Source organism: Paenibacillus sp. PvR133, assembly GCF_017833155.1.
In the GTDB taxonomy this organism is placed as follows: domain Bacteria; phylum Bacillota; class Bacilli; order Paenibacillales; family Paenibacillaceae; genus Paenibacillus; species Paenibacillus polymyxa_B.
Genome location: NZ_JAFIBS010000001.1, coordinates 5,725,702 through 5,749,687, shown reverse-complemented (window position 1 = coordinate 5,749,687; position 23,986 = coordinate 5,725,702). Strand labels below are relative to the sequence as shown.

Below are 23,986 nucleotides of genomic sequence, written 5' to 3'. Positions count from 1 at the left end.
ACTGCTTTTTGAGGGGTAGCTATAATAGGAATATTGAGAATGAAAGGGGAACATGGGACGGAATGAAGAGAATTCTAAGTTTCATCGTGGTCGTGCTCATAACTACTGGTGTTATGATCGGGACAAGCCCGGGCCTACTGAACAGTTTAAAATTAGGCCTCGATTTAAAGGGAGGCTTTGAGATTTTATATGAAGCCCAGCCTTTGGAAGCCGGGCAGAGTGTAACCAGACAGTCTCTTATACAAACAGCTCAAAGTCTGGAGAGACGGATTAATGCGCTCGGTACGACTGAGCCGGAAGTAACAACAGAGGGAAGCAACCGAATTCGCGTGCGGCTTGCTGGTGTCACTAATGAGGCAGAAGTCCGCTCCATGCTGAAAAAGCCTGCAGAATTAACATTCCGCAGTGCAACGGCAGCAGATGCTAAAAAGCCAGGCCAATACAGCAAAATTGAGCTCCGCGGTAATGATTTTGTGGAGAATGGCGCTGTTGTAGGCTATGACCAGCTGAATCAACCTGAGATTAGTATCAAAGTGAAGGACAAAGCTAAATTTGCAGAAATCACAAAGCGACTTCTGAATAAAGAATTAGCTATTTTCCTGGATCAGGAATTGCTGTCTGCACCTACAGTACGTGGGGAATTAACGGACGGTAGCGCGTCAATCACAGGTAGCTACACTCGTGATGAAGCGAATAAACTGGCGGATACGATTAATCTGGGTGCCCTTCCGCTCAAACTGACGGAAAAATATTCTCAGAGTGTAGGTGCTACGCTGGGTCAATTGTCACTGGATCAGACGATTCGTGCTGGGTTGATCGGCTCAATCATTATTCTGGTATTTATGATTGCGATGTTCCGTATACCAGGATTAGTGGCCAGTTTTTGTCTCATCGTTCATACTTGGCTGGTGCTTGCGATCTTCTACTTGGGTGGATTCGTGCTCACGCTCCCAGGTATCGCCGCCTTCGTGCTCGGGATCGGGATGGCAGTCGATGCCAATATTATTACGTATGAACGGATTAAAGAAGAAATCAAGACGGGCAAAACGATTCGTTCTTCCGTTATCGCAGGTAGTAAGGCTTCGTTCCGTACCGTTATGGATGCCAATATTACGACAATTATAGCGGCAGCGGTTATGTTTGGTCTCGGAACAGGCTCCGTTAGAGGTTTCGCTCTGGTGCTTATCGTTGATATTGTCACCAGTATCTTGACGAATATCTTCTTCTCCCGCTTCTTGCTCAATCTGCTGGTTAAAGCGGATGCTGTGAAGAAGCCCAAGTATTTTGGTGTGAAGGAGAGTGATATTAGTGCGCTTTAATTGGGACTATAAATATATCAAGATGAGCAAGTGGTTTTACACGTTCTCGATTATTATCACACTGCTTGGTATTCTGAGTTTGTCGATATTCGGCTTGAATTACGGGGTAGACTTTCGTTCCGGTTCCAATGTGGATGTCAATTTGACTAAAGTCGTTACGCAGGAACAGATTCAAACTTTGCTGGACAAGCAGAAGATCGGTAAAGAGGTGGATTATACACCGGGGAAAGAGCGTTTCGGCATTCGCTTCTCACAGGTTTTGACGGATCAGCAAGTGAATGACTTTAAGACTTCCTTTAATAAAGAGCTTGATCCAAAGGCTTCCTTTGAGGTCAATACAGTAGATACGGAAATGGCACAAGAACTGGAGCGGAATGCAATATGGGCGATCTTGCTAGCATGTGTAGCCATCGCGGTCTATATTTCGATCCGGTTTGAATGGCGGTTTGCCATTGCAGCCATCGTTTCGTTGTTGCATGATGCCTTCCTCGTTATCAGTATTTTCTCGATTTTCCGGCTTGAGGTGGATTTGACCTTTATTACGGCAATTCTGACGATTGTTGGTTTCTCCATTAATGACACCGTCGTTATTTTTGACCGTATTCGGGAAAATCTACGATTTGCGAAGAAGAAGTCCAGAGACGACTTAGAACAGGTAGTTGATCACAGTATTGCGCAGACAATGACTCGTTCACTTGCAACCGTGTTTACGGTGTTTATTGCCTCCGTATGTTTGTTCATATTTGGCGGCGAATCGATCCGTATGTTCTCACTTGCAATGGTCATTGGTTTGTTGTTTGGTGCTTATTCCTCCATTTTCATTGCCAGCCCGCTGTGGGTGGCATTGAAAGGAAAACAAAAATCCCCGACAGCTGGCGGGGGCACGGTCAAAACTGCAAAGTCTTAAGTTACGCAAATACCAGTAGTATAAATTAAAGAGAAAGCCGCGTCTGCTTGGGCGCGGTTTTCTAAGGTTTTGAGATTTACCTTGAGTAAGGCACAGTAGTGGCACTTAAATGTGAATGGTTTTTGGTTTTGAGAAATTCGGTTATTTTAGAATGAGCTTTATTGGGAAAGGGTTAGTTCAGGATTGAGGGGGAAACGTTGTGAATAGCGAACGCAGCCGATCATTGGAAACTGCGGCGTTGAGCGGGATTGTAGGTAATCTCGCGCTGGCTGTTCTAAAGGGAACCGTCGGTTATGCTGCAAACAGCAAGGCGTTGTTGGGGGATGCACTGCACACGGCTGCGGATAGTGCTTCCCGTTTGCAGGAGCTTCTGTTTTCCAAGGGTGCTACAGGGCACGGAATGCTGGCACGGTTGCGGAACGGTGAAAAGGTTCGGACGGTCATATCTGTGGTGCTGGCTATTTTAGTGCTGATGAGCGGTCTTCAGCTAGCTATCTCGGCGGTTCGTTCATTAAGCAGTTCGGAACCGCAGGCTCCCGGTCTGTATGCATTAATTACCGTATTTATTGCGTTGGTGTTGAGAGAAGGGCTATTTCAGTTTCAATATCGCTACTCGATTAAACATGGTCATAAAGCGGAAGCAGATCGGTACGCTAACCATGAACGTTACTCGCTGTATGCATCGTTGATTGCATTGATCGGCATGATCGGTGCAATGACTGGCGAAGCAATGGAATGGCCTGCATTATTATATCTTGATCCAACCGCAGCTTTGCTGGTAGCCTGTCTGGTGCTGCGTAAAGGATATTTGATGGTAATGAATACCGCTTACCAGGTTCCTGCACAGCCCTTGCAGGAGGAAGACTCCCGACGCTTTATGGAGACGATTCAACGGGTGTATGGTATTGTAACGGTTGAACACTTACATGCCCAGGAAACAGGCCATTTCATAACAGTGGATGTAACGATAAGTGTGAACCCGCGGATTACGGTACAGGAAGCGCAGGAAATTGCCGATCGAGCAAAAAATTTACTGTTAGCCCGTTTTCCACAGGTGACCCATGTACAAATGCAGTTCATTTCTTATCAAGCCGGATATCCTTACAAATCCAATCATGAACTGCCAGATAATGATGTGTCGTCGTTGCTTCAATAGGGCAGACGACTATGAAAGAAAGGTGAATAGGATTGCTTCATTCGCAGTACAGATGGAAGACCCCAGAGGCTAACCTGGAAGCGGCTCAGCTGTTGACAGAAGAACTGGGGATTTCACCATTGTTGTCCCGGCTTTTAGTGAACCGGGGCGTCACTACCGCCGGGGAAGCAAACCGCTTTTTGTACGGAAGTGTGGACGATGTACACGACCCTTTTCTGCTTCTTGGTATGAAAGAAGCCGTGCCGAGAATTCGCCAGGCTCTGGAACGTGGCGAGCATATATTAATCTATGGCGATTATGATGCGGACGGCGTATCCAGTACATCATTGATGATTCAGCTCATGCGTTTTCTGAAGGCTTCCTATGATATTTATATTCCCCATCGTTCTAATGAGGGATATGGTCTGCATAATCATGCCCTTGATTGGGCTCATCAGCAGGGAGTTACGCTGGTCATTACGGTAGATACGGGAATTAGTGCAGTAGAGCAAATTATTTATGCAACTTCCTTGGGGATAGATGTTATTGTGACGGATCATCATGAGCCGCCTGCTGTACTTCCCGAGGCATATACTTTGATTAATCCGAAGCTACCCGGTTGCCCATACCCATTTAAAGGTCTTGCAGGTGTTGGTGTTGCCCTGAAGCTCGCCCAGGCGCTGTTGGGTGAGGTGCCGGAGGAATGGTTTGAAATCGCCGCTATCGGCACGGTAGCCGATCTGATGCCACTACATGGTGAAAATCGGACGATGGTACGCAGAGGGATTCAATCCATGAGAAACTCTGCATTTCCGGGTATTCGTGCGTTGCTCCATGTAGCGGGCGTGGATATATCTACAGTGACTTCAGTCAACATCGCATTTGCATTGGCTCCGCGGATTAATGCCAGCGGGCGCTTGGATCATGCGGGACGAGCAGTTTCTCTGCTGACGACAGAAAAAGAGGAAGAAGCAGATCAACTTGCGCATGCGCTGGACCTGCTCAATCGTGAGCGTCAACAGGTGGTCGAACGTATTGTGGAGCAAGCCGAGCAACAATTGGCATCCAAACTGAATGGAGGCAAGCTACCGTCAGTTATTGTGTTGGCTGGTGAAGGCTGGAATGTCGGCGTTGTCGGAATTGTGGCATCCAAGCTATTGGATCGTTATTATCGACCGACCATTATTCTTGGTATAGATGCTGAGACAGGCATGTGCAAAGGTTCTGCCCGTTCTATTCCTGCATTGGATATTTACAGTGCTCTTACGGACAGCCATGAGCTTATGGAGCATTTTGGGGGTCATCCTTCGGCTGCGGGTATGACGCTGTCCCGTGACAATCTGGAATTGTTTGAAGAGCAGCTGAACCGCTATGCGGGTTCCATTCTGACACCAGAAGATCTCATTCCTGTAGCTGAAGCTGATATGGTCTGTCGTTTGGACGAGGTATCTTTGCAAGTGGTTGAAGAACTGGAGTTGCTTCAGCCTTTTGGTATGGGGAATCCTTCTCCACGATTCGTATTACAGGGACTGCAATTGCGTGAAGCTCGTAAAATGGGACGTGAGAAAAATCATGTGAAGCTCTTGCTGGAGCAGAACGGTTTATCGCTGGACGCGATTGCCTTCCGTCGTGGCGATTTGGCTGATTTTTTACAGCAACAAACGGAGATAGATCTGCTGGGTGAATTGTCAATTAACGAATGGAACGGTAAAAGGTCTCTCCAGCTAATGATGCAGGACATTCGAGTGCAGGAGCCGCAAATTTTTGATTATCGTGGAGTGTCGGACCCTTTTGCCGAATTAGAGCGGGGACTCAAGATCTTTCATCCACGCATAGAGGAAAGAAAGAAAGACGTTGCGGTGTTGATCCACCCGTCATCTAGGCTTCGTCCCTCGGGCTCCGTGGATGCTGAATCCTTATGGTTGTACGATAAAGATGGCAGCGTTATTCCCAGTGATGGTCAAAGAGATGCACAGCACTCTGTAAAGTCGCTGTTCGTGCTAGAGCCGCCGGATACACCGGATCAGTTTCAGGCATTATGGTCTACCTTTGAGAATGTAGAGAACGTATTTCTCCTTCATTCGGTCAGTGAGCGTGGCGGTCGACTCGTAAGCCCCGACAGAGAGCTGTTCAAGCGTATTTACGTTGTGCTTTCCCGAATGGGGACACAGCCTATTGATGAAAAGGCAATGCTGCCTGCTCTTAGCCGACAGTGTTCCTGTTCAGTACGCATGTTATCCAAAGTGTTGGACATCTTCGAAGAACTTGAGTTTATGACGCGTACAGATGGTCAATTCTGTTTTGTATCCAATCCGCCTAAGCGGGATTTAACAGCTTCTCCACGCTATCAGGAATTGTATAATATGGCTGAGATGGAGAAGTACTTGTTGGATGCGGACACTACCCAGATGACGAGCTGGATTATGTCGCTTATGAAGGGTGCGTCTTGAGATACTATTTCGCAATTTATGTTGTAAAATGTATATACTAATTTGAAGTTTACAGTAGGAGGAACTAAGTTGGACTACAAAGAATATATTCGGGTGATTTCCGATTTTCCACAACCAGGGATTAGTTTTAAGGACATTACGACCCTGATGAAAAATGGTGAACTGTATCGCAAGGCTATCAACGATATGAAGGAACTGGTATCGGATTTGAAAATTGATTTGATTGCAGGGCCAGAAGCACGTGGGTTTGTTGTTGGTGCTCCTTTGGCTTATGCGCTTGGTGTTGGTTTTATTCCCATCCGTAAAAGTGGCAAGCTCCCTGGGGAAACCATTGAGGAAGCATACGGTTTGGAGTATGGTAAAGATACGCTGGCGATGCATAAGGATGCTATAGAGCCAGGCCAAAATGTTCTGATTGCTGATGACCTGCTTGCTACAGGTGGAACTATTGCTACATCCGTGAACTTGGTACGCCAGCTTGGTGGTAATGTGGCAGGGGCTGCTTTTCTTATCGAGCTGTCTGACTTAAACGGTCGGGCGAAACTGACTGATGTAGATGTATTCACCCTGATTACGTATTAAGTATTTTGAAACCCGGGTTTCCCGGGAAATAATTATGTGCGGATCGCCTAAATAGTCCGATGGAACATCTCTTTATCTAAAGAGTTGCTCCATCGGACTATTTTGTTTCTTTGTTGGAAAATAGGTATGAAAAAATTTCGTAAATGTCTATGAACATTAAAAAAAGGAGCAGAGGTGGTCATAAGGAGAATAGTGGTCATACTGATTTCAATCAGTTTTTGTTTTATTTTTTGCTAAGCAGAAGCTAGATACGGAAATAAGTCAAAAATGCTGCTCGTTGCTTATCGAGGGTTAAAGCAGTTATTGCAACTGACTTGGATGGGGTGCTCTGAAGATGGATGAAGGAGTATCTATTTTAAAAAGGCCGTGCATAAAAAAACGCCGCTCCATGAGATATGGATCTTTACACGCTTGTCTATACATTCTGAGCGTGTTGACCCATAACTAACATGGAGCGGCGTTTCAAAGTTTAAAAACAGATATCAATCTGGTATCTTCTCGGTTAAAGGTTCCTGCGATTTATCGTTGGACCAGCCGAGCACGTCAATCAGCTTGAAGAACAAGCTGAGGATGATGCCGATGATTGTAGCCAATGCCATACCTTTCAAGGTTACAGCGCCCCAAGTGAGCGTAGTACCGCTGATTCCTACAACAAGCACGATGGTCGCAAGCAGCATGTTGGTTGGCTTGGCGAAATCAACCTTTTGCTCAACGAAGATTCTTAGACCAGAGGCAGCGATGACACCGAATAATAGTAAGGATACGCCACCCATAACTGGAGCTGGAATATTAGAAACAATCGCTGAGAACGTGCCTGAGAAGGACAATAGGATGGCAATGACAGCCGCTCCGCCAATGACCCATACAGAGTACACTTTAGTTAATGCCATGACACCAATATTTTCACCATAAGTCGTATTAGGTGTAGAACCGACAAAACCGGAAATGACGGTGGAAATACCGTTACCCAGCAGTGAGCGATGGAGACCAGGATCTTTGGACAACTCGCGCCCGACAATGTTGCTAGTCACAAGTAAGTGACCAATATGCTCTACGATGACAACCAGAGCAACAGGAAGAATCGTCAGCATAGCAGAGGTATTAAAAACTGGAGTGGTAATTGCAGGATGTCCGAAAAAAGGAGCGTCTGCAATGGCCTGTGTATTGACCATGCCCATAAAATAAGCAAGCACATAGCCCACTACGATACCGATCAGAATATGAATGATTTTGGCAAACCCGCGAAACAACACTGCACCCAGAACAGTGACCCCGAGTGTAACGAGCGAAAGAGTAATCGTTTTGGGATCTGGAGTCCAGGCTTTAGTAGGATCGGCATTGATAATGCCTGCCATGCCTGCTGCAACCGGAACCAGTTCTAGACCGATTAAGGCTACGATGGAGCCCATAACAGCTGGAGGAAAAACGACGTCCAGCCAACGGGTTCCGGCATATTTGATTACCAGTGCGACGAGGCAGAAAATAATACCTGTAACGATGAAAGCACCGAGAGCCATAGCATAGCCGTTGCCGCCGGGATTGTTTTTAAGCACAAGACTGACGGGAGCGATAAAAGCGAAGCTGGAGCCGAGATAGGCGGGAATTTTGCCGCGGCAGATCCATATGTACAACAATGTGCCAATACCGTTCATTAGCAAAATCATGCCGGGATCGACGCCGAAAATATTCGGCACCAGCACAGTGCTGCCAAACATGGCAAACAAATGCTGTACGCTGAGCAGGAACCCGGGTCCTGCCGATAGCTTTTCATTAACTTGAATTTCGCGTTGCAACGCAGTTCACTCCTTAGTTCTTTCAATTATTCTTATATACATTAATTACTTTTCGTAATTTTTTCAATATAATTCGTTTCATTTCGTCAACAATCCTCATTTTACTTATCCATGTGTGACAGAATAATGCGACAATGCCAAACCTGTAATAGTTGACGTGCGACGTGCTAACCGTCATAATTGTAGGAAATCACTTTTAAAAGGGAACCTTTGCGCGACATTGATCGGCGGGTTCCATTTTGCATAGAAAGGACACGGAATAGAGCAGAATGGGGATAGAGCAATTACTTAAAAAGGCCGGGGCCTATACCAGAGAAGCAGATCTTATCCGCATCAGGGACGCCTATGATTTTGCAGAGCAGGCCCATTCCGGCCAGACTCGTAAGTCCGGTGAACCTTATATTCTGCATCCGCTTGCGGTTGCTGATATCGTCGTTAATATGCAGATGGATACCATCTCCATTATCGCCGCTCTTTTACATGACGTTGTGGAGGATACGACGGTGTCTTTGGCGCAGATTCGCGAGCATTTTGGCGATACATGTGCGATGCTTGTCGATGGTCTGACGAAGCTGGAGCGTATCCAGTTCCGTTCCAAGGAAGAACAACAGAACGAAAATTATCGAAAAATGTTTATTGCTATGGCGCAGGACATTCGTGTCATCGTCATTAAGCTAGCAGATCGTCTGCACAACATGCGTACTTTGAAATATCAGTCAGAGGAAAGCCAGCGTCGGATTGCTTATGAAACGTTAGAGATTTTCTGTCCGGTTGCAAACCGACTGGGTATTTCAGCCATTAAATGGGAAATGGAAGATATTGCTTTACGCTATCTGAATCCTCAGCAGTATTATCGCATCGCTAATTTGATGCATAAAAAGCGGGCAGAGCGGGAGCAGTTTATTGATAATGTCATACAGCGTATCAGAGAGAAGCTGGAAGAGATGGGCATTCAGGCTGATCTGTCCGGACGCCCTAAACATATTTACAGTGTGTTTAAAAAAATGACGACGAAGAACAAACAATTCAATGAAATATATGATTTGCTGGCGATTCGAATTATTGTGGATAACATTAAAGACTGTTACGCCACACTGGGGATTATCCATACGTTGTGGAAGCCAATGCCGGGGCGGTTTAAAGATTATATCGCTATGCCTAAGGCCAATATGTATCAGTCCCTTCATACGACAGTAGTAGGTCCCAACGGGGAGCCTACCGAGGTACAAATTCGCACAGTGGATATGCACCGTACCGCTGAATTCGGGATTGCGGCCCATTGGGCCTATAAAGAAGGCAACGGAGCAAACAACACTAACTTTGAGGATAAAATCACCTTTTTTCGAGAAATTCTGGAGCTGCAAAATGAAGCGAAGGATGCGTCGGAATTTGTGGAATCGCTCAAAATGGACTTTTTCTCAGACCTTGTGTTTGTGTTTACTCCTAAGGGAGAGGTCATTGAGTTGCCGGCCGGATCCGTTCCGCTGGACTTTGCTTTCCGTATCCATACCGAAGTTGGCAATCGAACGATTGGCTCTAAGGTAAATGGAAGAATCGTACCTTTGGATTATCGGCTTAAAACCGGTGATATTGTCGAAATTATGACGTCCAAGCATTCTTATGGACCTAGTCAGGACTGGCTCAAAATTGCTCAGTCCTCTCACGCGCGCAGTAAAATCAAACAATGGTTCAAGAAAGAAAAGCGTGAGGAGAATGTTGAAAAAGGCCGCGAAAATCTGGAACGTGAGCTAAGAAAACGTGATATCGAGCCATCGGTGTGGATGAGCGACGACAAGCTTCAGGAAGTGGCACAGAAGTTCTCTTTTAACGATTCCGAAGATATGCTGTCTGCGATTGGCTTTGGTGGTATAACCGCAGCGCAGGTCTGTACACGTTTGACAGAGAAGCTGCGTAAGGAACAAGAAGAGGCACGGTTGATCGAATTGACGACCGAGGTCAAGGAGTACAAGCCGCAGGGCGAACGGAAAAAAACACCGACCAACGGTGTCAGCGTCAGAGGCGTCGATAATTTACTCGTTCGTTTTGCACGATGTTGTAATCCCGTACCGGGAGATGACATCATCGGCTATGTAACACGTGGACGCGGCGTATCCGTTCACCGGACGGATTGCCCGAATATTCCTTCGGGTACGGGCGAAGATCAGGCGCGCGTGATTGAAGTGGAGTGGGAAGAAGCAGCGGAAGTCAATTACAGCGTCGATATTGAGATTACGGGGCATGATCGCAACGGTTTGCTGAATGAAGTACTTCAGGCCATTTCTGAGAACAAAACCAGCTTCTCGGCCGTTACAGGTCGTACAGATAAAAATAAAATGGCGATGATTCACATCACGATTCTCATTCGCAACACGGATCATTTGCATTCTGTTGTCGAACGGATTAAACGGGTGAAGGATGTATACACTGTGCATCGGATTATGCAATAACCTTATTAAGCGTACAGATAGGTTTATAGCCTTTGTAACACATCTTGGGTAGAAAGACCCATAGGCTGCTAAAAGAGCCGTAATACGGCTGTGAGCACCTTTTAAAAGGGAAGGTTAAAGGAGATATCGGATAGGCGATGAAGATCATTATTCAGCGCTGTAAAGACGCTCAGGTAACGGTGAATCAAAAGGTGGTCGGCAAGATTGGAACCGGATTAATGCTGCTGGTTGGTATTGGTCAGGGAGATACAGCAGCTGATGCCGTTTATTTGGCGGATAAAACAGCGGGATTACGTATATTTGAGGATGCTGAAGGTAAAATGAATGACAGCGTTCTGGATGTCGGTGGAGCCATTTTGTCTGTCTCTCAATTTACGTTGTATGGTGACTGCCGTAAAGGAAGAAGGCCTAACTTTATGGGGGCGGCTAAACCAGAGGAAGCGGAGAAGCTGTATGATTTCTTCAACAGTCAGCTTCGAGCCAAGGGCCTGGAGGTAGAAACGGGAATTTTTGGGGCTATGATGGATGTTTCATTGACGAACTGGGGCCCAGTGACACTGATTTTGGATACCGAACGTTCGTAACTATGCATTCATGGCGTGATCTGAGTAGAATAAAATAGCTGTTCAGAGGGACCATAATGTCATCCCGATTGGTGATTAGCCAGGCGGATAGCCTAAGGGTGACAGGAGAGACGAAGCTATGCGTCAAACCCCAAAAATGGACGGGCATCGAAGCACTGTGCTGCTTTTTCCCGGTAGTATGCAGGAGGCAATCAGCCTTACTCGTAATGCTGATACGTTATTGCAGCATGTTGCAACAGCCATCGACAAGCCGGGACGCGGTGCTTTGCCGCGCAGGTAACATCGGGTTAAATGGAGCGTTAATGAGGTTCTACCCGAAAGCAGCACAAAGAGGCCAAAAACAAAATATGTAGCATTGAATTAGTGCAGGAGCCGAAAGGCTCCTTTTTCTTTTCCACCGCTGCGAATTGTTATAAAAACTGATCAAGCGGGTAATAACAAAGCGTGGTAGACAAACAAACTTAATTTTAAACTTGTTTTGAGGATAACCGGAAAGGAGATCTGAACATTAATGAGTAAAATTGCATTTTTATTGGCTGACCAATTTGAAGATTCCGAAATGAAGGTACCTTATGATGAATTAAAAAAGGCTGGACATGAGGCAGATATTGTTGGGCTGAAGCAAGGTGAGAAAGTGAGTGGTAAGCAAGGTAAAGCAAGCTACACTATTGAAAAAGCCATTGCAGATGTGAAATCAAGTGACTATGATGCAGTTGTTATTCCCGGCGGATCCTCCCCGGAAAATCTACGACTGGATGCAAATGTTCTGAAATTTGTGACTGAAATTAATGAGTCCAAAAAAACGATAGGCGCTATCTGTCACGGGCCGCAAATTTTGGCGAGTGCTGATTTGTTACAGGGCCGGACGATTACAGCTTATCCTCCATTGAAAGATGACTTGATTAATGCGGGTGCTCATTTTGAGGATCGAGAGGCGGTTGTGGACGGTAACTTTATTACGTCTCGGACCCCTAAGGATGAGCCAGCCTTTGTGCGTGAGTTATTAAAAGTATTGTAATTTGAACGCGAATATTTTCTTAGATTAATGCCAGTACAATTCCCAAACGAGGAGGATTTGATATGGCAAAACAGATTCAGGCTTATTTTCACACAGAAGATGAAGCTGAGGGTGCCAGAGCTTCGCTTCAAGCTTATAGAACTGAACATTTGGAAGTAGGTGCTTTGGATGATGCGCTCGGCCGGGAGACGAGAGTTTTAATTCCGCTGGTCCCTTATAACAATACAGGCTCTGTGAGCACAGGAGGCTCTGCGGGTGCGGCAATCCCTGCGGCGGGTGTTTATGGCGAGAATATTCTACCAGATGTGAAGGATGGCCAGATTAACTCTGGCTCAGCCCAAAGGGACCTGGATGAAGATCGGAACGGAACAACGAATCATGATGGAGGGTTGCTCCGTGCGACAGATGTGTATATTAACGGTGATCAAGATGAATTGCGGTATGTATTATCAGCAAAGGTGAATGACGCCGATTATGATGAGGTCATTTATAAGCTACGTTCCAATCGTGGATATGTATCGCAGTTGGATTAAAGCTGAGAGTGCGCCACAAGATTGTCGATACTTGAGGGATTTAGCCACAAAAGAGTGACTGTAATACAATTGTAATATTCGAAACATCATTCCTTAATATTCGTTGTTTATAATAACAGCATGACCCCCTTTTGATATATCTTTTTGAACCTGCGGACCGTTTCCGCAGGTTATTTTCTTTTTATAAGCCTTATTTGTCTAATTATAGGGAGAATGTCTTGACTTTGTCGAAGCGGTTCATTAAAATCATAAAATAATGAAAAATGATTTGATGACGGGACCAAGTACTCCGAACCCACAAGCGCAGAGAGGAATTTCCAGGCTGTAAAAATTCCCTTGATGAGCGGATGAATGACCTCCCCGAGAACAGGCGGCGAACAATTGAGGAAACCCTACTGAAAGTGCATTGCAACTGTGCCTACAGTGGATGGTCCTGCATAATAGCCGTACTGCGCGTTACGGGCGTTATACGTATGAGCGGAGTCAGCATAATGCTGACGGGCAATGAGTGATTCTTATGCTGGTTGTCTGGGCAAACTCCGGAATGTGGGTGGTACCACGGGTGATTGTAAACGACAATCCCTCGTCCCTGTTAATGTTAACAGGACGAGGGATTTTTTGTTTTATATTGAAAGTGGAGCAAGAAGAAAGTGCACAATACGAAATACAACGATGGGGGGATACGTTAATGGCCTTTCAAAAACCGACAGGAACACAGGATTTGCTGCCGGGCAGTGTAGAAAAGTGGCAAGTTGTCGAGGAAAAAGCCCGTGAGATTAGCCGCCGCTTTAATTACCGAGAGATTCGTACGCCAATGTTCGAACAAACGAATTTGTTCGTTCGAGGTGTGGGTGAAACGACGGATGTGGTGGAAAAAGAAATGTATACTTTTGAGGATAAAGGGAAGCGCAGCATGACTTTGCGTCCGGAAGGAACAGCAGGGGTTGTCCGCTCCTATGTGGAGAACAAACTATACGGGGAGCCGGATGTAACTAAGCTGTATTATATCGGCCCGATGTTCCGGTATGAGCGTCCACAGGCTGGGCGTCAGCGCCAGTTTCACCAATTTGGAATTGAAGCATTTGGTGCGGTCGATCCGGCGTTGGATGCAGAAGTTATTGCTTTCGGGTATCAATTCTGCCGTGAGCTGGGCTTGAAAGGAGTACAGGTGGAGATTAACTCCGTCGGTAATGCAGCCAGCCGGGCAGCTTATCGTCAGCATCTGGTGGACTTCTTGATGCCAATTAAGGATACGTTGACCAAGGAGAGCCAAGCACGCATTGAGCGTAATCCGCTGCGAGTGCTGGATAGCAAAGATGACCAGGACAAATTTGGAGGTGCACCTTCGATTTTGGATAGCTTGGACGAGGAATCTCGCACACACTTTGAGAAAGTGAAGCAAAATTTGGATGCCATGGGCGTGGAATATACAGTTAACCCGCGTTTGGTACGGGGGCTGGATTACTATACGTTGACAGCGTTCGAATTCAAAGCTGAAGGTATTGGTGCCATAGATACGATCGGTGGAGGCGGCCGCTACAACGGATTGGTTGGAGATTTGGGCGGACCGGATCAGCCGGGCATTGGTTTTGGCATTGGACTGGAGCGAATTCAGCTGATCCTGGAACATCAAGGTGTCAAACTGAACGAAGCCAAGCCGTTAGATATCTATATGGTAGCGTTGGGAGAAGCAGCAGAAACAGAAGTGACCAAACAACTATTCAAGTTGCGTCAAGCCGGATTTTCCGCAGAACGAGATTATCTGGGGCGTAAAATGAAGGCACAGATGAAATCAGCCGATCGCTTTAAAGCAAGGTATACTGCGATTCTGGGTGAGGATGAGCTGGTTCAAGGTGAAATTGCACTGAAAAACATGGAAACTGGCGAGCAGCGTACCGTTAAGCTGGATCAGCTGGTGGAAGAATTAGGATAAACAAAATGATGTAACATCAATCAGTGGAGCTTCCTCTGGTTGTCATATAGCATTAACTACTAAACATAAACAGGAGTGTGTATTATGAAAAGGAGTCATGAATGCGGCGCATTGACTCATGCGCATATCGGAGAAACAGTTACATTGAACGGTTGGGTACAAACCCGTCGTGATTTGGGGGGCGTACTTTTTATTGACCTGCGCGACCGTAGCGGAATTGTACAAATTGTGTTTAATCCGGCATATTCCGGTGACGCACTGCAAATTGCGGATCGTGTTCGTAGTGAATATGTGCTTGAGGTTACCGGTACCATTGTTAAGCGTGATGCAGAAACCATTAACCCGAATCTGCCTACAGGTGAAATTGAAGTGCGTGTCACTGAAATCGAAGTATTGAATGCGTCCAAAACACCTCCGTTCTTCATTGAAAATGGTGTAGAAGTGGACGAGTCTCTGCGTTTGAAATACCGTTATTTGGACCTGCGTCGTCCGGAAATGTACCAGACGTTGAAACTGCGCTCCAAAGCAGCAAAAATATTCCGTGACTTCCTGGACGGAGAAGAGTTCGTCGAGGTGGAAACACCAATTTTGACGAAAAGCTCCCCAGAGGGCGCACGTGATTATCTGGTACCTAGCCGGGTGCATGAAGGTGAGTTTTTCGCCTTGCCGCAATCGCCACAACTGTACAAGCAATTGCTGATGGTGGGTGGCCTGGAGCGCTACTACCAAATTGCACGTTGTTTCCGTGATGAAGATTTGCGTGCTGACCGTCAGCCTGAATTTACGCAGGTCGACATCGAGACCTCCTTTATGCAACAGGATGACTTGCTGCCAATGATGGAGCGTCTTATGGTGAAATTGTTCAAAGAAACCGTTGGGGTAGAACTGGAAACACCGTTCCAACGGATTACACATGCAGAGGCAATGGACAAGTATGGTTCTGACAAGCCTGACCTGCGTTTTGGTCTTGAGCTGATAAATGTTAATGATATCGTGGCAACCAGTGGTGTGAAAGTATTTGCTTCCGTAATTGAAAAGGGTGGCGAAGTTAAAGTCCTTAATGCCAAAGGATGTGGCACGTGGAGCCGTAAGGATATTGATGACCTGGGTCCTTTTGCAGCGCGTTATGGAGCAAAGGGCTTGGCTTGGATTCAAGTGAAGGAAGGCGAATTCAAGGGGCCTATCGTTAAATTCTTCACACCGGAAGAAATCGAAGCATTGAAGGAGCGCACAGGAGCCGAAGAAGGCGATCTGTTACTCTTCTCTGCGGATAATAAAAAGGTAGTTGCTGATGTATTGGGCGCACTTCGTCTGAAAATTGGCCGTCATTTGGGACTGATCGACGATAACAAATTCAAATTTGCCTGGGTTGTAGACTTCCCGCTTCTCGGCTATGACGAAGAACAAAAACGTTATGTGGCGGAACACCATCCGTTCACCCGTCCGAAGGACGAAGACCTTGGCCTCTTGGATACCGATCCAGGTCAAGTTCGTGCTCAAGCCTATGATATCGTGCTGAACGGCTACGAAGTGGGTGGTGGCTCGATGCGGATTTTCAAACGTGAAGTTCAGGAAAAAATGTTCAAAGCGCTCAATCTGCCGCCTGAAGAAGTGAAGGATAAATTCGGTTACCTGCTGGATGCATTTGAATATGGTACGCCTCCACATGGTGGTATTGCCTTCGGTTTTGACCGTCTTGTCATGCTGCTTGCAGGTCGTACAAATCTGCGTGAAACTATTGCATTCCCGAAAACAGCCAGCGCGACAGACCTGCTTATGGATGCACCAGCCGAAGTGGATCAAGCTCAATTGGATCAGCTTCATATTCGTCTTGCTCCGAAGCCTGTTGCGCCTAAAGCTTAAGACGTTTGCAAGTGCCATCCATTGGCATGAGATAGCTTATAGAATGCCATGAACCCGTTACCCTCATATGGATAATGGGTTCGTGGTTTGTATGCTGGAGTTCAGGCATAGAGTTTAAATCAGTGAGGGAGGATATACCATATTGTTGCATCAATTTTCACGAACGGAATTGGCCATCGGAACTGAAGGTCTAGAGGTTATGAAAAATAGCACGGTGGCCGTGCTGGGTATCGGCGGTGTCGGTTCGATTGCAGTGGAAGCGCTGGCGCGCACGGGTGTTGGACGTATCATTTTGATTGATAAAGATGTTGTAGATATCACCAATATTAATCGCCAGATACATGCGTTGACAACGACGGTAGGCCAAAAAAAGGCTGATCTGATGGTAGAGCGTGTGAAGCTGATTAATCCTGAATGTGAAGCGATTGCACTGAACATGTTTTATACGGAAGAAACATATGAGGAGCTGTTCAAGTACGAATTGGATTATGTGCTGGATGCTTCGGATACGATTATTTACAAAATTCATTTGATTAAGGAATGCCTGAAACGGGGGATTCCGATGATCTCCAGTATGGGGGCTGCGAACAAAATGGATCCGAGTCGTTTTCAAGTTGCAGATATTTCCCAGACGAGAATGGACCCGATTGCCCGTGTTATCCGCACCAAGTTGCGCAAGGAAGGTATTACCAAAGGCGTCAAGGTTGTATTCTCCGATGAAGAACCAATGAAGCCACGTGAAGAAATTACAAAAAAAATTGTACCTGCAAACGCACCTGAAATCCGGAAGGCGAAGCAGCCGCCTGCAAGCAATGCATTTGTACCTCCGGTAGCAGGACTGATCATGGTCAGTGTAGCCGTGAAAGATTTGTTAGAACATGCTGGTGTGTAAGTTGCAAAAATAGCATGGCAGTGCATTCGTAGATTTACATCAGTATGTATTCACTTTAAGACCTGTAGTTCTGTGCATCACATCCTTTGTGTCACAGTTGCTACAGCTCTTTTTTGTTTTGAAAAAGCGCAGCTTACTGCAAACAGATTGAACAACTTGCTGGAGGGTTTTGGTATGAAGGATGGACTGTGGTCCAGAAGTCTCGGTTTCAAGCCCGAGCATCATTGGAAAAAGGAATTAGCCGCTGGGGCCATTTCTTATTTTTCCGTTGTATACATTGTTATGGTTAATGCAACTATTTTGGCAGATGCCGGGATTCCTCTCCAAGGGGCGATGCTCGGGACACTGCTGACATCAATGATTGGCTGCCTGCTTATGGCTTTTGGTGGGAAATCTCCAATGGTCGTTGTACCAGGGATGGGGATTAATGCCTTTTTCACTTATACGCTCGTACATTCTATGAAGCTGAGTTGGCAGGAAGCGTTGATGGTGGTTGCCATCACAGGGATCTTATTCGCCATTGTGGCCTTTACATCATTGTACAAGCTGATTAGCCAAGCGATTCCCCATAATTTGCAGCACGGAATTACGGTAGGCATTGGTTTGTTTTTAACCTTTATCGGATTGCAAAAAAGCGGCATCGTGATTGCTCATCAGACGACTTTTGTGGCTATTGGCCATTTTAATGATCCCAAGGTAATTACGGCTTGTGTAACGTTGCTGCTCGCTATTGTATTGTTTGTGCGTAACGTTCAGGGAGGTTTACTAATTAGCATTTTGGCGGGAACTGGGCTTGCTTATACACTGGGAGCTGTAGAGCCTACAAGCACGGTACGAACCTCTGAAACGGTGCGACAGTATGGGCAATTGTTTGGAGAGCTTTCCTTTTCAGGCATTGTCTCGGTAGCTTTTTGGATCGCTGTCTTTTTGCTCCTACTCATTGTACTATTCGAGAATATTGGTATGATTACTGCACAAACCAACATGATCGGAAGACCGGATTTATTTAAAAACAGCTTGCGTGTGTTGGCTGTAACCAATATCTTTGCCGGTATTTTGGGCAGCAGTCCGGCGGTAGCCGCTGCGGAATCGACGGCTGGTATTGCAGCGGGGGGACGCTCGGGAATGACACCGCTGGTAACTGCTATTTTATTCGGGGCGACGTTTTTCTTTATTCCACTGTTGGCTTATATTCCTGACAGTGCCATTGCGCCCGTGTTGATCATCATTGGGGGTCTAATGGTGCAAAATGTGCGAGAGATGGATTTCAGTGATTTTACTGAAGCGTTTCCTGCATTTCTGATCATGGTAATGATGCCCTTTACTTACAGTATTGTAGACGGGATGGCATTTGGTTTTATTGCATACCCCGTAGCCAAGCTGGCAGCAGGACGGGGCAAGGAAGTGCCTGTCGCATTATATATCATTTCTGTACTGTTTGTGGCTAACTTTGTGCTTCATTCTCTGGTGTAGTAAACTCGAAGATAGATTGTACTGTTCATACCCGCGCAGAGCGCGGGTGTTGTTGTTTGAACAAGAATGGTCAGACAGGAAGCGAGGTTGATGGTATATGGAAAAAGAACATCATATACACCGAGATGAGCAGGAGGACCGGATGAAGGAGAAGCCGGGTAAAAGACCCGATAAGGCTGGCATGGGGCGGTTTATCAAATTGATTGCGAGTGCGCATCCGCCCAAGGCCATTCTGATCATCGCCCTGATTCTGACGCTGATTCAGACCACTGCTGGTTTAATCGTACCCATGATGACCAAAGGGTTGATTGATGGCTTGACCTTTTCTTCATTAAACCGTATGGTCATTGTTGGTCTGCTTGGCGCTTTTGTGCTTCAAGCGGTGGCTTCGGCGGTTTCTATCTATATGTTGAACTATGCTGGGCATAAGATTGTGGCTAATTTGCGCAAACGCTTATGGCATAAAATCTTATCTCTACCTATCCCTTACTTTGATCGAAATCGGTCAGGAGATACGATGAGTCGCGTCACCAATGATACAAGCCTGATTATGAACTTAATTACGGAGTATCTAGTCAATCTGATTTCTAATGTGATTGCAATTATTGGTGGTATTGCATTGTTATTTTATCTGGATTGGGTGATGACGCTCATTATTATGGCAATTGTTCCGCTAACAGCCCTGATTTTATTTCCGGTAGGCAGAAAAATGTACCGTATCTCCAAAAAACAGCAGGATGAGATGGCAGATCTGACCTCAGTGTTGAGTCAGGTTATCGGCGAAATCAGACTGGTGAAGGCCTACGGAACCGAAAGCAGAGAGGCTCAGGCCGGTGAGGATCGTATTTACCGGATGTTCCGCTTCGGTTTGCAAGAGTCACGCATCCTAGCTCTTGTAGGTCCCATTTCTACCTTCTTGTTGACTGCAGTGCTGGTCATTATATTGGGTGTTGGTGGTGTTCGTGTCGCATCGGGTGTGCTGACCGCTGGGGATTTGGTGGCTTTTATTTTGCTGCTGTTTCAGGTGATCACACCGATGGCACAATTCACGACCCTGTATTCACGTCTACAAAAGGTGGTTGGGGCTACTGAACGGATTCAGACGATTTTAGATCATGAAGAGGAACCGCTCGAGTTGAAGCAGGAAGCGGCAAAAGAGAGCAGAGATATTATACTTCGTGATGTTGCCTTTTCCTATACTGAAGGTGAAGAGGTCCTTCATAATGCGAACTTGGTCATCCCGGCTAACCGGACGACAGCATTCGTGGGACCGAGTGGAAGTGGGAAGTCCACCTTGTTTTCATTGTTGGAACGCTTTTATGTGCCGGATACAGGGGAAATTCGTTATGGAGACGAACCGATATCGTCATATACACTTTCCTCCTGGCGCTCCAAAATTGGTTATGTATCGCAGGAAAGCTCAATGATGACCGGAACGGTCAGAGATAACATTACATATGGCTTGGGGCGCGAAGCTGACTTGGAAGAAGTGAGACGAGCAGCCACGATGGCGTATGCGGATACATTTATTATGGATCTACCTCAAGGCTACAACACTGAGGTGGGAGAACGGGGAATGAAGCTGTCTGGAGGGCAGCGTCAACGGATCGCTATTGCGCGTGCGCTTCTTCGTAGCCCTGACATTCTCATGCTGGATGAGGCTACATCTAGTCTGGACAGCTCATCTGAGCATGAGGTACAGAAGGCCCTAGCGAACTTGATGGAGGGACGCACGACGATTGTCATTGCTCATCGTTTGTCTACAGTGGTTCACTCCGATCAGATTATCGTGTTGGACAAGGGCAAGGTGACCGGTGCAGGAACTCATACTGAGTTATTAGAGTCCCATCAGGTGTACCGTGAGCTGGCTCAAAAGCAGTTTGTGGAGATGGGGGAAAGAAGTATGGAGTATTAGAGGCCGCTTCGCGTGTGAATTGATCCTCCGATCGCTGTTGCCTCTGAATTCCTCTCATTGTAATGAGAACAGGGGGGAATTCAGAGGCAAAGGCGAACGCTCCGCTTCTTCGGATTCAAATCACTCGCTTCGCTGGTGCCGAAAAGCTCCATACTTTTATGGAAGGGCAGGGAAGGTCAATTCCACTGAACCATGAGGGGAGATGTTCACTTACAGCAGCAAGTGGGGCAAAATTGGTTTTTCCAAAATCTTGACGAAAAGGTTTTATAAAGATATTCAACAAGGAATCAGGGAGTTTTTTGAAGCTGTATGACATACAACATATAGAGTTGGCTAATATGATGCTAGACTAAAAAGTGAAACACCGAGAAGAGAGAATATTTGAAGTACCATAGGCGTTTCAACCCATAGGGCGTGTTTTGTTTTTGGGTCATTGCTCCCATTAACGCGCTAAGAAATAAATGGGATTGACTCCGTATAAACTCATTTATATAGCGGATATTTAAATATTTGTCATAAATAAAAAAGTGATGTTTTTTTGTATTATTAAAAAGGGTTTTCGTAAGAGGACTTTTAGAAAGGAATGGGGTCAAGAATGAGCAAACCGAGAGTATTGGTTGTTGATGATGAAAATGCTATCAGAAAATTGATTAAAACGGTTCTTGAAGGCGATGGAATGGTTGTGCTTCAGGCTGAAAACGGCATGGAAGCCATGCGGATGATTAGCGAGGAGCCATTCGATCTCGTCCTCCTGGACATTATGATGGAAAATATTGATGGATATGATGTGCTTGGTCAAACGCGTAATATGGGCATCCATACGCCAATCATTTTTCTGAGTGGTAAAAAAGAAGACACAGATCAGATCATTGGACTTGGACTTGGGGCAGATGCCTATATTACCAAACCATTTAGTCCTCCTGTGCTTTGCGCTCAGGTAAAGAACCAGATTAAAAGATACCGCCAGCTTCAGGAATCAAAACAACAAGCCTTACACATTGCGTTGGGACCATTTCTATTCAATCATCATACCTATACGTTTCAAAAAAATAATCAGGAAGTCGCGTTGTCATCAAAAGAATTACAACTCATGAAATTTTTTATGGAGCACCCCAATCAGGTCTTCTCGAAAGAACAGCTATATCAAAACATCTGGAAAGATACGGTTGTCGATAATAACACGATTATGGTCTATATCAGACACCTGCGGACCAAAATTGAGGAAAATCCCACGAATCCAAAATATATCAAAACCGTCTGGGGAATCGGGTATCGTTTTTCCGTGGGAAGATAGATTAACTATATACTTCTATCCAATTGTATACGTTCTCTTGAAAGCACGCCGATGGATCCGGGGGGCTTTTTTTCTACGGCTGATTATATCTCTAGCCATCCTTAATTTAGTAATAAAAGGGAATACATAACTTTGAAGGGCGGCATCAAAACAAGCTGTGTTAGTAAATGAGTCAACCGTAGCTTTTTTGAAAACGCTTACATATTTTTTGTCACATGGTTCTTAAAAACATTTAAGGATTAGTCAGAATACTTTAAGATTTACCTTTTACAATTTAGTTATCTCGAATCATCCAATAAAAGAAAACGTTTTAATACAAAGTCTTGTGAAAACCTGGGCTTGCGATTGATTCGAGAATAAAACGCAGATTGATCATCTAGGAGGCGATCAAGTGGTCACTAATAATCTACAAGAGGCCGCAGAGCTTAAGCTACAGCCACGAACAGAGCCCAAGTGGCAAAAGGTGTTGAACTTCAAGATTGGAGGGGTCATTCCTGTAGGCCTTTACATCCCGTTTATGGCTGTTGTCTACCTACTGATGAACTCCGGAAAGCTTGGTAGTGATATGCCCGGGGCTGTATCTGTCATGGTATTGTATGGTTTTGTTCTGGCGGAAATTGGAAAGCGCATTCCTATTCTGAAGGATATCGGCGGCGCTGCAATTATGGCAACGTTTGTTCCTTCTTATATGGTGTATGCTCATCTTCTCCCACAGTCAGCAATTGATTCCGTTACTGTCTTTATGGATAATACCAATTTCCTGTATGTGTACATCGCAATTGTTATCGCTGGCAGTATCCTTGGTATGAATCGGGAACTCATGATAAAAGCGGTCGTTAGATTGGCTGTCCCTTTGACGATCGGATCCATTCTCGGAACAGGCGTTGGTTTGCTTACAGGTGTGGCTTTGGGAATCCCTGCGTATGATACCTTGTTTTACATCCTTGTTCCTATCATGGCGGGAGGCGTTGGTGAAGGTGCGATTCCACTCTCTATCGGCTACAGCCAAATTTTGGGTTCGACCCAAGGTGAACAATTTGCCATGATTATTCCTGCGGTCATGTTGGGTAGCTTGTGTGCTATTATCCTGTCCGGCTTGTTGAAACAACTGGGAGATAGAAAACCAGAACTTACCGGTAACGGCACGCTACTCAAAACAGGGGATAGCGATGTTTTGGGACTTGCAGAGGATAAAAATAAAAAACCGCTTGATCTTTACCAAATGGCTGCCGGAGCCATTTTAGCTATCGGATTCTTCATGTTAGGTACCTTAGCCGCAGAGTTAGTTGGTCTGCCTGGTCCGATCGTAATGCTCTTTGCGGCATTCCTGGCAAAATATTTTGGTTGGTTGCCAAAATTCCTTGAAGACGGAGCGCAACAGATGCAACGTTTCTTTGTTATCGCCGTAACGTACCCGCTCCTGCTTGCGGTAGGTGTTGCTAAAACACCATGGGAGGCCCTGATTTCTGTAATTAGCCCTGCTTATTTCATCACCATTTTTGTAACTGTATTAACCGTGGTTGTGAGTGGATATTTTGCTGGTAAGTGGATGAAAATGTATCCGGTTGAAGCTGCGATTATTACTTCTACTCGATGCAGCCAAGGTGGAACAGGGGATGTTGCGATTCTTTCTGCAGCCGATAGAATGGTCCTCTTGCCATTTGCTCAGGTATCTACACGTCTCGGTGGTGCAGCAACGGTAACACTTGCTATTTTCCTGCTGCGATACCTTACACACTAAGGAAGCGAAATCTTAAAAAAAATTAATAATTTGACAGGATACTTTAAGATCTTGTCATTACAATGAAGTTGTCTTGAGACACCATTTAGTAGACGAACGTGAATACT

General features: G+C 45.7%; 18 protein-coding genes. 17 read left to right on the top strand and 1 reads right to left on the bottom strand.

What is annotated here, in order from left to right:
• Positions 1-62: 62 nt before the first annotated feature.
• The 5 genes from secD (at position 63) to JOE49_RS25060 (ending at position 6,393) form a co-directional block, all read left to right on the top strand.
• Positions 63-1,319, top strand: coding sequence for a protein translocase subunit SecD (gene secD, locus JOE49_RS25080; protein WP_023989930.1), 1,257 nt, complete (start codon positions 63-65; stop codon positions 1,317-1,319).
• Positions 1,309-2,226: a protein translocase subunit SecF gene (gene secF / locus JOE49_RS25075; protein ID WP_160790476.1), complete on the top strand. Its 918-nt coding sequence runs from the start codon at positions 1,309-1,311 to the stop codon at positions 2,224-2,226. Before secD ends, secF begins: the two co-directional genes overlap by 11 nt.
• 199 nt (positions 2,227-2,425) lie before the next feature.
• On the top strand, positions 2,426-3,382 hold the full coding sequence (locus tag JOE49_RS25070) for a cation diffusion facilitator family transporter (RefSeq protein ID WP_209943393.1): 957 nt from the start codon (positions 2,426-2,428) through the stop codon (positions 3,380-3,382).
• 32 nt (positions 3,383-3,414) lie between these two features.
• The gene (recJ, locus tag JOE49_RS25065) at positions 3,415-5,811 is read left to right on the top strand and encodes a single-stranded-DNA-specific exonuclease RecJ (RefSeq protein WP_053325960.1); all 2,397 of its coding nucleotides are present in this window, start codon (positions 3,415-3,417) and stop codon (positions 5,809-5,811) included.
• Positions 5,812-5,880: 69 nt separating this feature from the next.
• Positions 5,881-6,393 (top strand): adenine phosphoribosyltransferase, encoded by a 513-nt coding sequence (locus JOE49_RS25060; RefSeq protein WP_028542428.1) that lies wholly within the window; start codon positions 5,881-5,883, stop codon positions 6,391-6,393.
• Positions 6,394-6,875: 482 nt separating this feature from the next.
• Here JOE49_RS25060 and uraA read toward each other — a convergent pair whose 3' ends face one another.
• Entirely contained in the window at positions 6,876-8,186 is a 1,311-nt protein-coding gene (gene uraA, locus JOE49_RS25055; protein ID WP_209943391.1) for a uracil permease, read from the bottom strand.
• Between the two features lie 269 nt (positions 8,187-8,455).
• On the opposite strand from uraA, the gene JOE49_RS25050 reads away from it, so the two are divergent.
• From JOE49_RS25050 to JOE49_RS24995, 12 genes are all read left to right on the top strand, one after another.
• Positions 8,456-10,633 carry a RelA/SpoT family protein gene (locus JOE49_RS25050; RefSeq protein WP_025720225.1) on the top strand — a complete coding sequence of 726 codons (2,178 nt, stop codon included), beginning with the start codon at positions 8,456-8,458 and terminating at the stop codon, positions 10,631-10,633.
• 137 nt (positions 10,634-10,770) lie between these two features.
• Entirely contained in the window at positions 10,771-11,217 is a 447-nt protein-coding gene (dtd, locus tag JOE49_RS25045; RefSeq protein ID WP_023989923.1) for a D-aminoacyl-tRNA deacylase, read from the top strand.
• 118 nt (positions 11,218-11,335) lie between these two features.
• Positions 11,336-11,497: a hypothetical protein gene (locus JOE49_RS25040; RefSeq protein WP_023989922.1), complete on the top strand. Its 162-nt coding sequence runs from the start codon at positions 11,336-11,338 to the stop codon at positions 11,495-11,497.
• A 231-nt stretch (positions 11,498-11,728) separates the two neighbouring features.
• Entirely contained in the window at positions 11,729-12,235 is a 507-nt protein-coding gene (locus JOE49_RS25035) for a type 1 glutamine amidotransferase domain-containing protein (RefSeq protein ID WP_013311559.1), read from the top strand.
• A 62-nt stretch (positions 12,236-12,297) separates the two neighbouring features.
• Entirely contained in the window at positions 12,298-12,768 is a 471-nt protein-coding gene (locus JOE49_RS25030) for a hypothetical protein (protein ID WP_209943389.1), read from the top strand.
• Between the two features lie 688 nt (positions 12,769-13,456).
• Positions 13,457-14,701, top strand: a complete 1,245-nt coding sequence (gene hisS / locus JOE49_RS25025; protein ID WP_023989920.1) for a histidine--tRNA ligase — start codon at positions 13,457-13,459, stop codon at positions 14,699-14,701.
• Between the two features lie 84 nt (positions 14,702-14,785).
• The gene (gene aspS, locus JOE49_RS25020; RefSeq protein WP_160789534.1) at positions 14,786-16,564 is read left to right on the top strand and encodes an aspartate--tRNA ligase; all 1,779 of its coding nucleotides are present in this window, start codon (positions 14,786-14,788) and stop codon (positions 16,562-16,564) included.
• 142 nt (positions 16,565-16,706) lie between these two features.
• Positions 16,707-17,456 carry a tRNA threonylcarbamoyladenosine dehydratase gene (locus JOE49_RS25015; protein ID WP_013311554.1) on the top strand — a complete coding sequence of 250 codons (750 nt, stop codon included), beginning with the start codon at positions 16,707-16,709 and terminating at the stop codon, positions 17,454-17,456.
• Between the two features lie 174 nt (positions 17,457-17,630).
• Entirely contained in the window at positions 17,631-18,929 is a 1,299-nt protein-coding gene (locus tag JOE49_RS25010) for an NCS2 family permease (RefSeq protein WP_209943387.1), read from the top strand.
• A 97-nt stretch (positions 18,930-19,026) separates the two neighbouring features.
• Entirely contained in the window at positions 19,027-20,844 is a 1,818-nt protein-coding gene (locus tag JOE49_RS25005) for an ABC transporter ATP-binding protein (protein ID WP_023989917.1), read from the top strand.
• A 595-nt stretch (positions 20,845-21,439) separates the two neighbouring features.
• Positions 21,440-22,138, top strand: a complete 699-nt coding sequence (locus JOE49_RS25000; RefSeq protein WP_209943385.1) for a response regulator transcription factor — start codon at positions 21,440-21,442, stop codon at positions 22,136-22,138.
• Positions 22,139-22,529: 391 nt separating this feature from the next.
• Positions 22,530-23,879, top strand: coding sequence for a 2-hydroxycarboxylate transporter family protein (locus JOE49_RS24995; protein ID WP_209943383.1), 1,350 nt, complete (start codon positions 22,530-22,532; stop codon positions 23,877-23,879).
• Positions 23,880-23,986 lie beyond the last annotated feature (107 nt).

What these genes read in the sequence shown, in the direction of transcription:
- JOE49_RS25040 (WP_023989922.1), top strand. Translation starts at nt 11,336, where the DNA reads ATGCGTCAAACCCCAAAAATGGACGGGCATCGAAGCACTGTGCTGCTT.
- JOE49_RS25050 (WP_025720225.1), top strand. Translation starts at nt 8,456, where the DNA reads ATGGGGATAGAGCAATTACTTAAAAAGGCCGGGGCCTATACCAGAGAA.
- JOE49_RS25035 (WP_013311559.1), top strand. Translation starts at nt 11,729, where the DNA reads ATGAGTAAAATTGCATTTTTATTGGCTGACCAATTTGAAGATTCCGAA.
- hisS (WP_023989920.1), top strand. Translation starts at nt 13,457, where the DNA reads ATGGCCTTTCAAAAACCGACAGGAACACAGGATTTGCTGCCGGGCAGT.
- secD (WP_023989930.1), top strand. Translation starts at nt 63, where the DNA reads ATGAAGAGAATTCTAAGTTTCATCGTGGTCGTGCTCATAACTACTGGT.
- JOE49_RS25005 (WP_023989917.1), top strand. Translation starts at nt 19,027, where the DNA reads ATGGAAAAAGAACATCATATACACCGAGATGAGCAGGAGGACCGGATG.
- JOE49_RS25030 (WP_209943389.1), top strand. Translation starts at nt 12,298, where the DNA reads ATGGCAAAACAGATTCAGGCTTATTTTCACACAGAAGATGAAGCTGAG.
- JOE49_RS25000 (WP_209943385.1), top strand. Translation starts at nt 21,440, where the DNA reads ATGAGCAAACCGAGAGTATTGGTTGTTGATGATGAAAATGCTATCAGA.
- dtd (WP_023989923.1), top strand. Translation starts at nt 10,771, where the DNA reads ATGAAGATCATTATTCAGCGCTGTAAAGACGCTCAGGTAACGGTGAAT.
- JOE49_RS25010 (WP_209943387.1), top strand. Translation starts at nt 17,631, where the DNA reads ATGAAGGATGGACTGTGGTCCAGAAGTCTCGGTTTCAAGCCCGAGCAT.
- aspS (WP_160789534.1), top strand. Translation starts at nt 14,786, where the DNA reads ATGAAAAGGAGTCATGAATGCGGCGCATTGACTCATGCGCATATCGGA.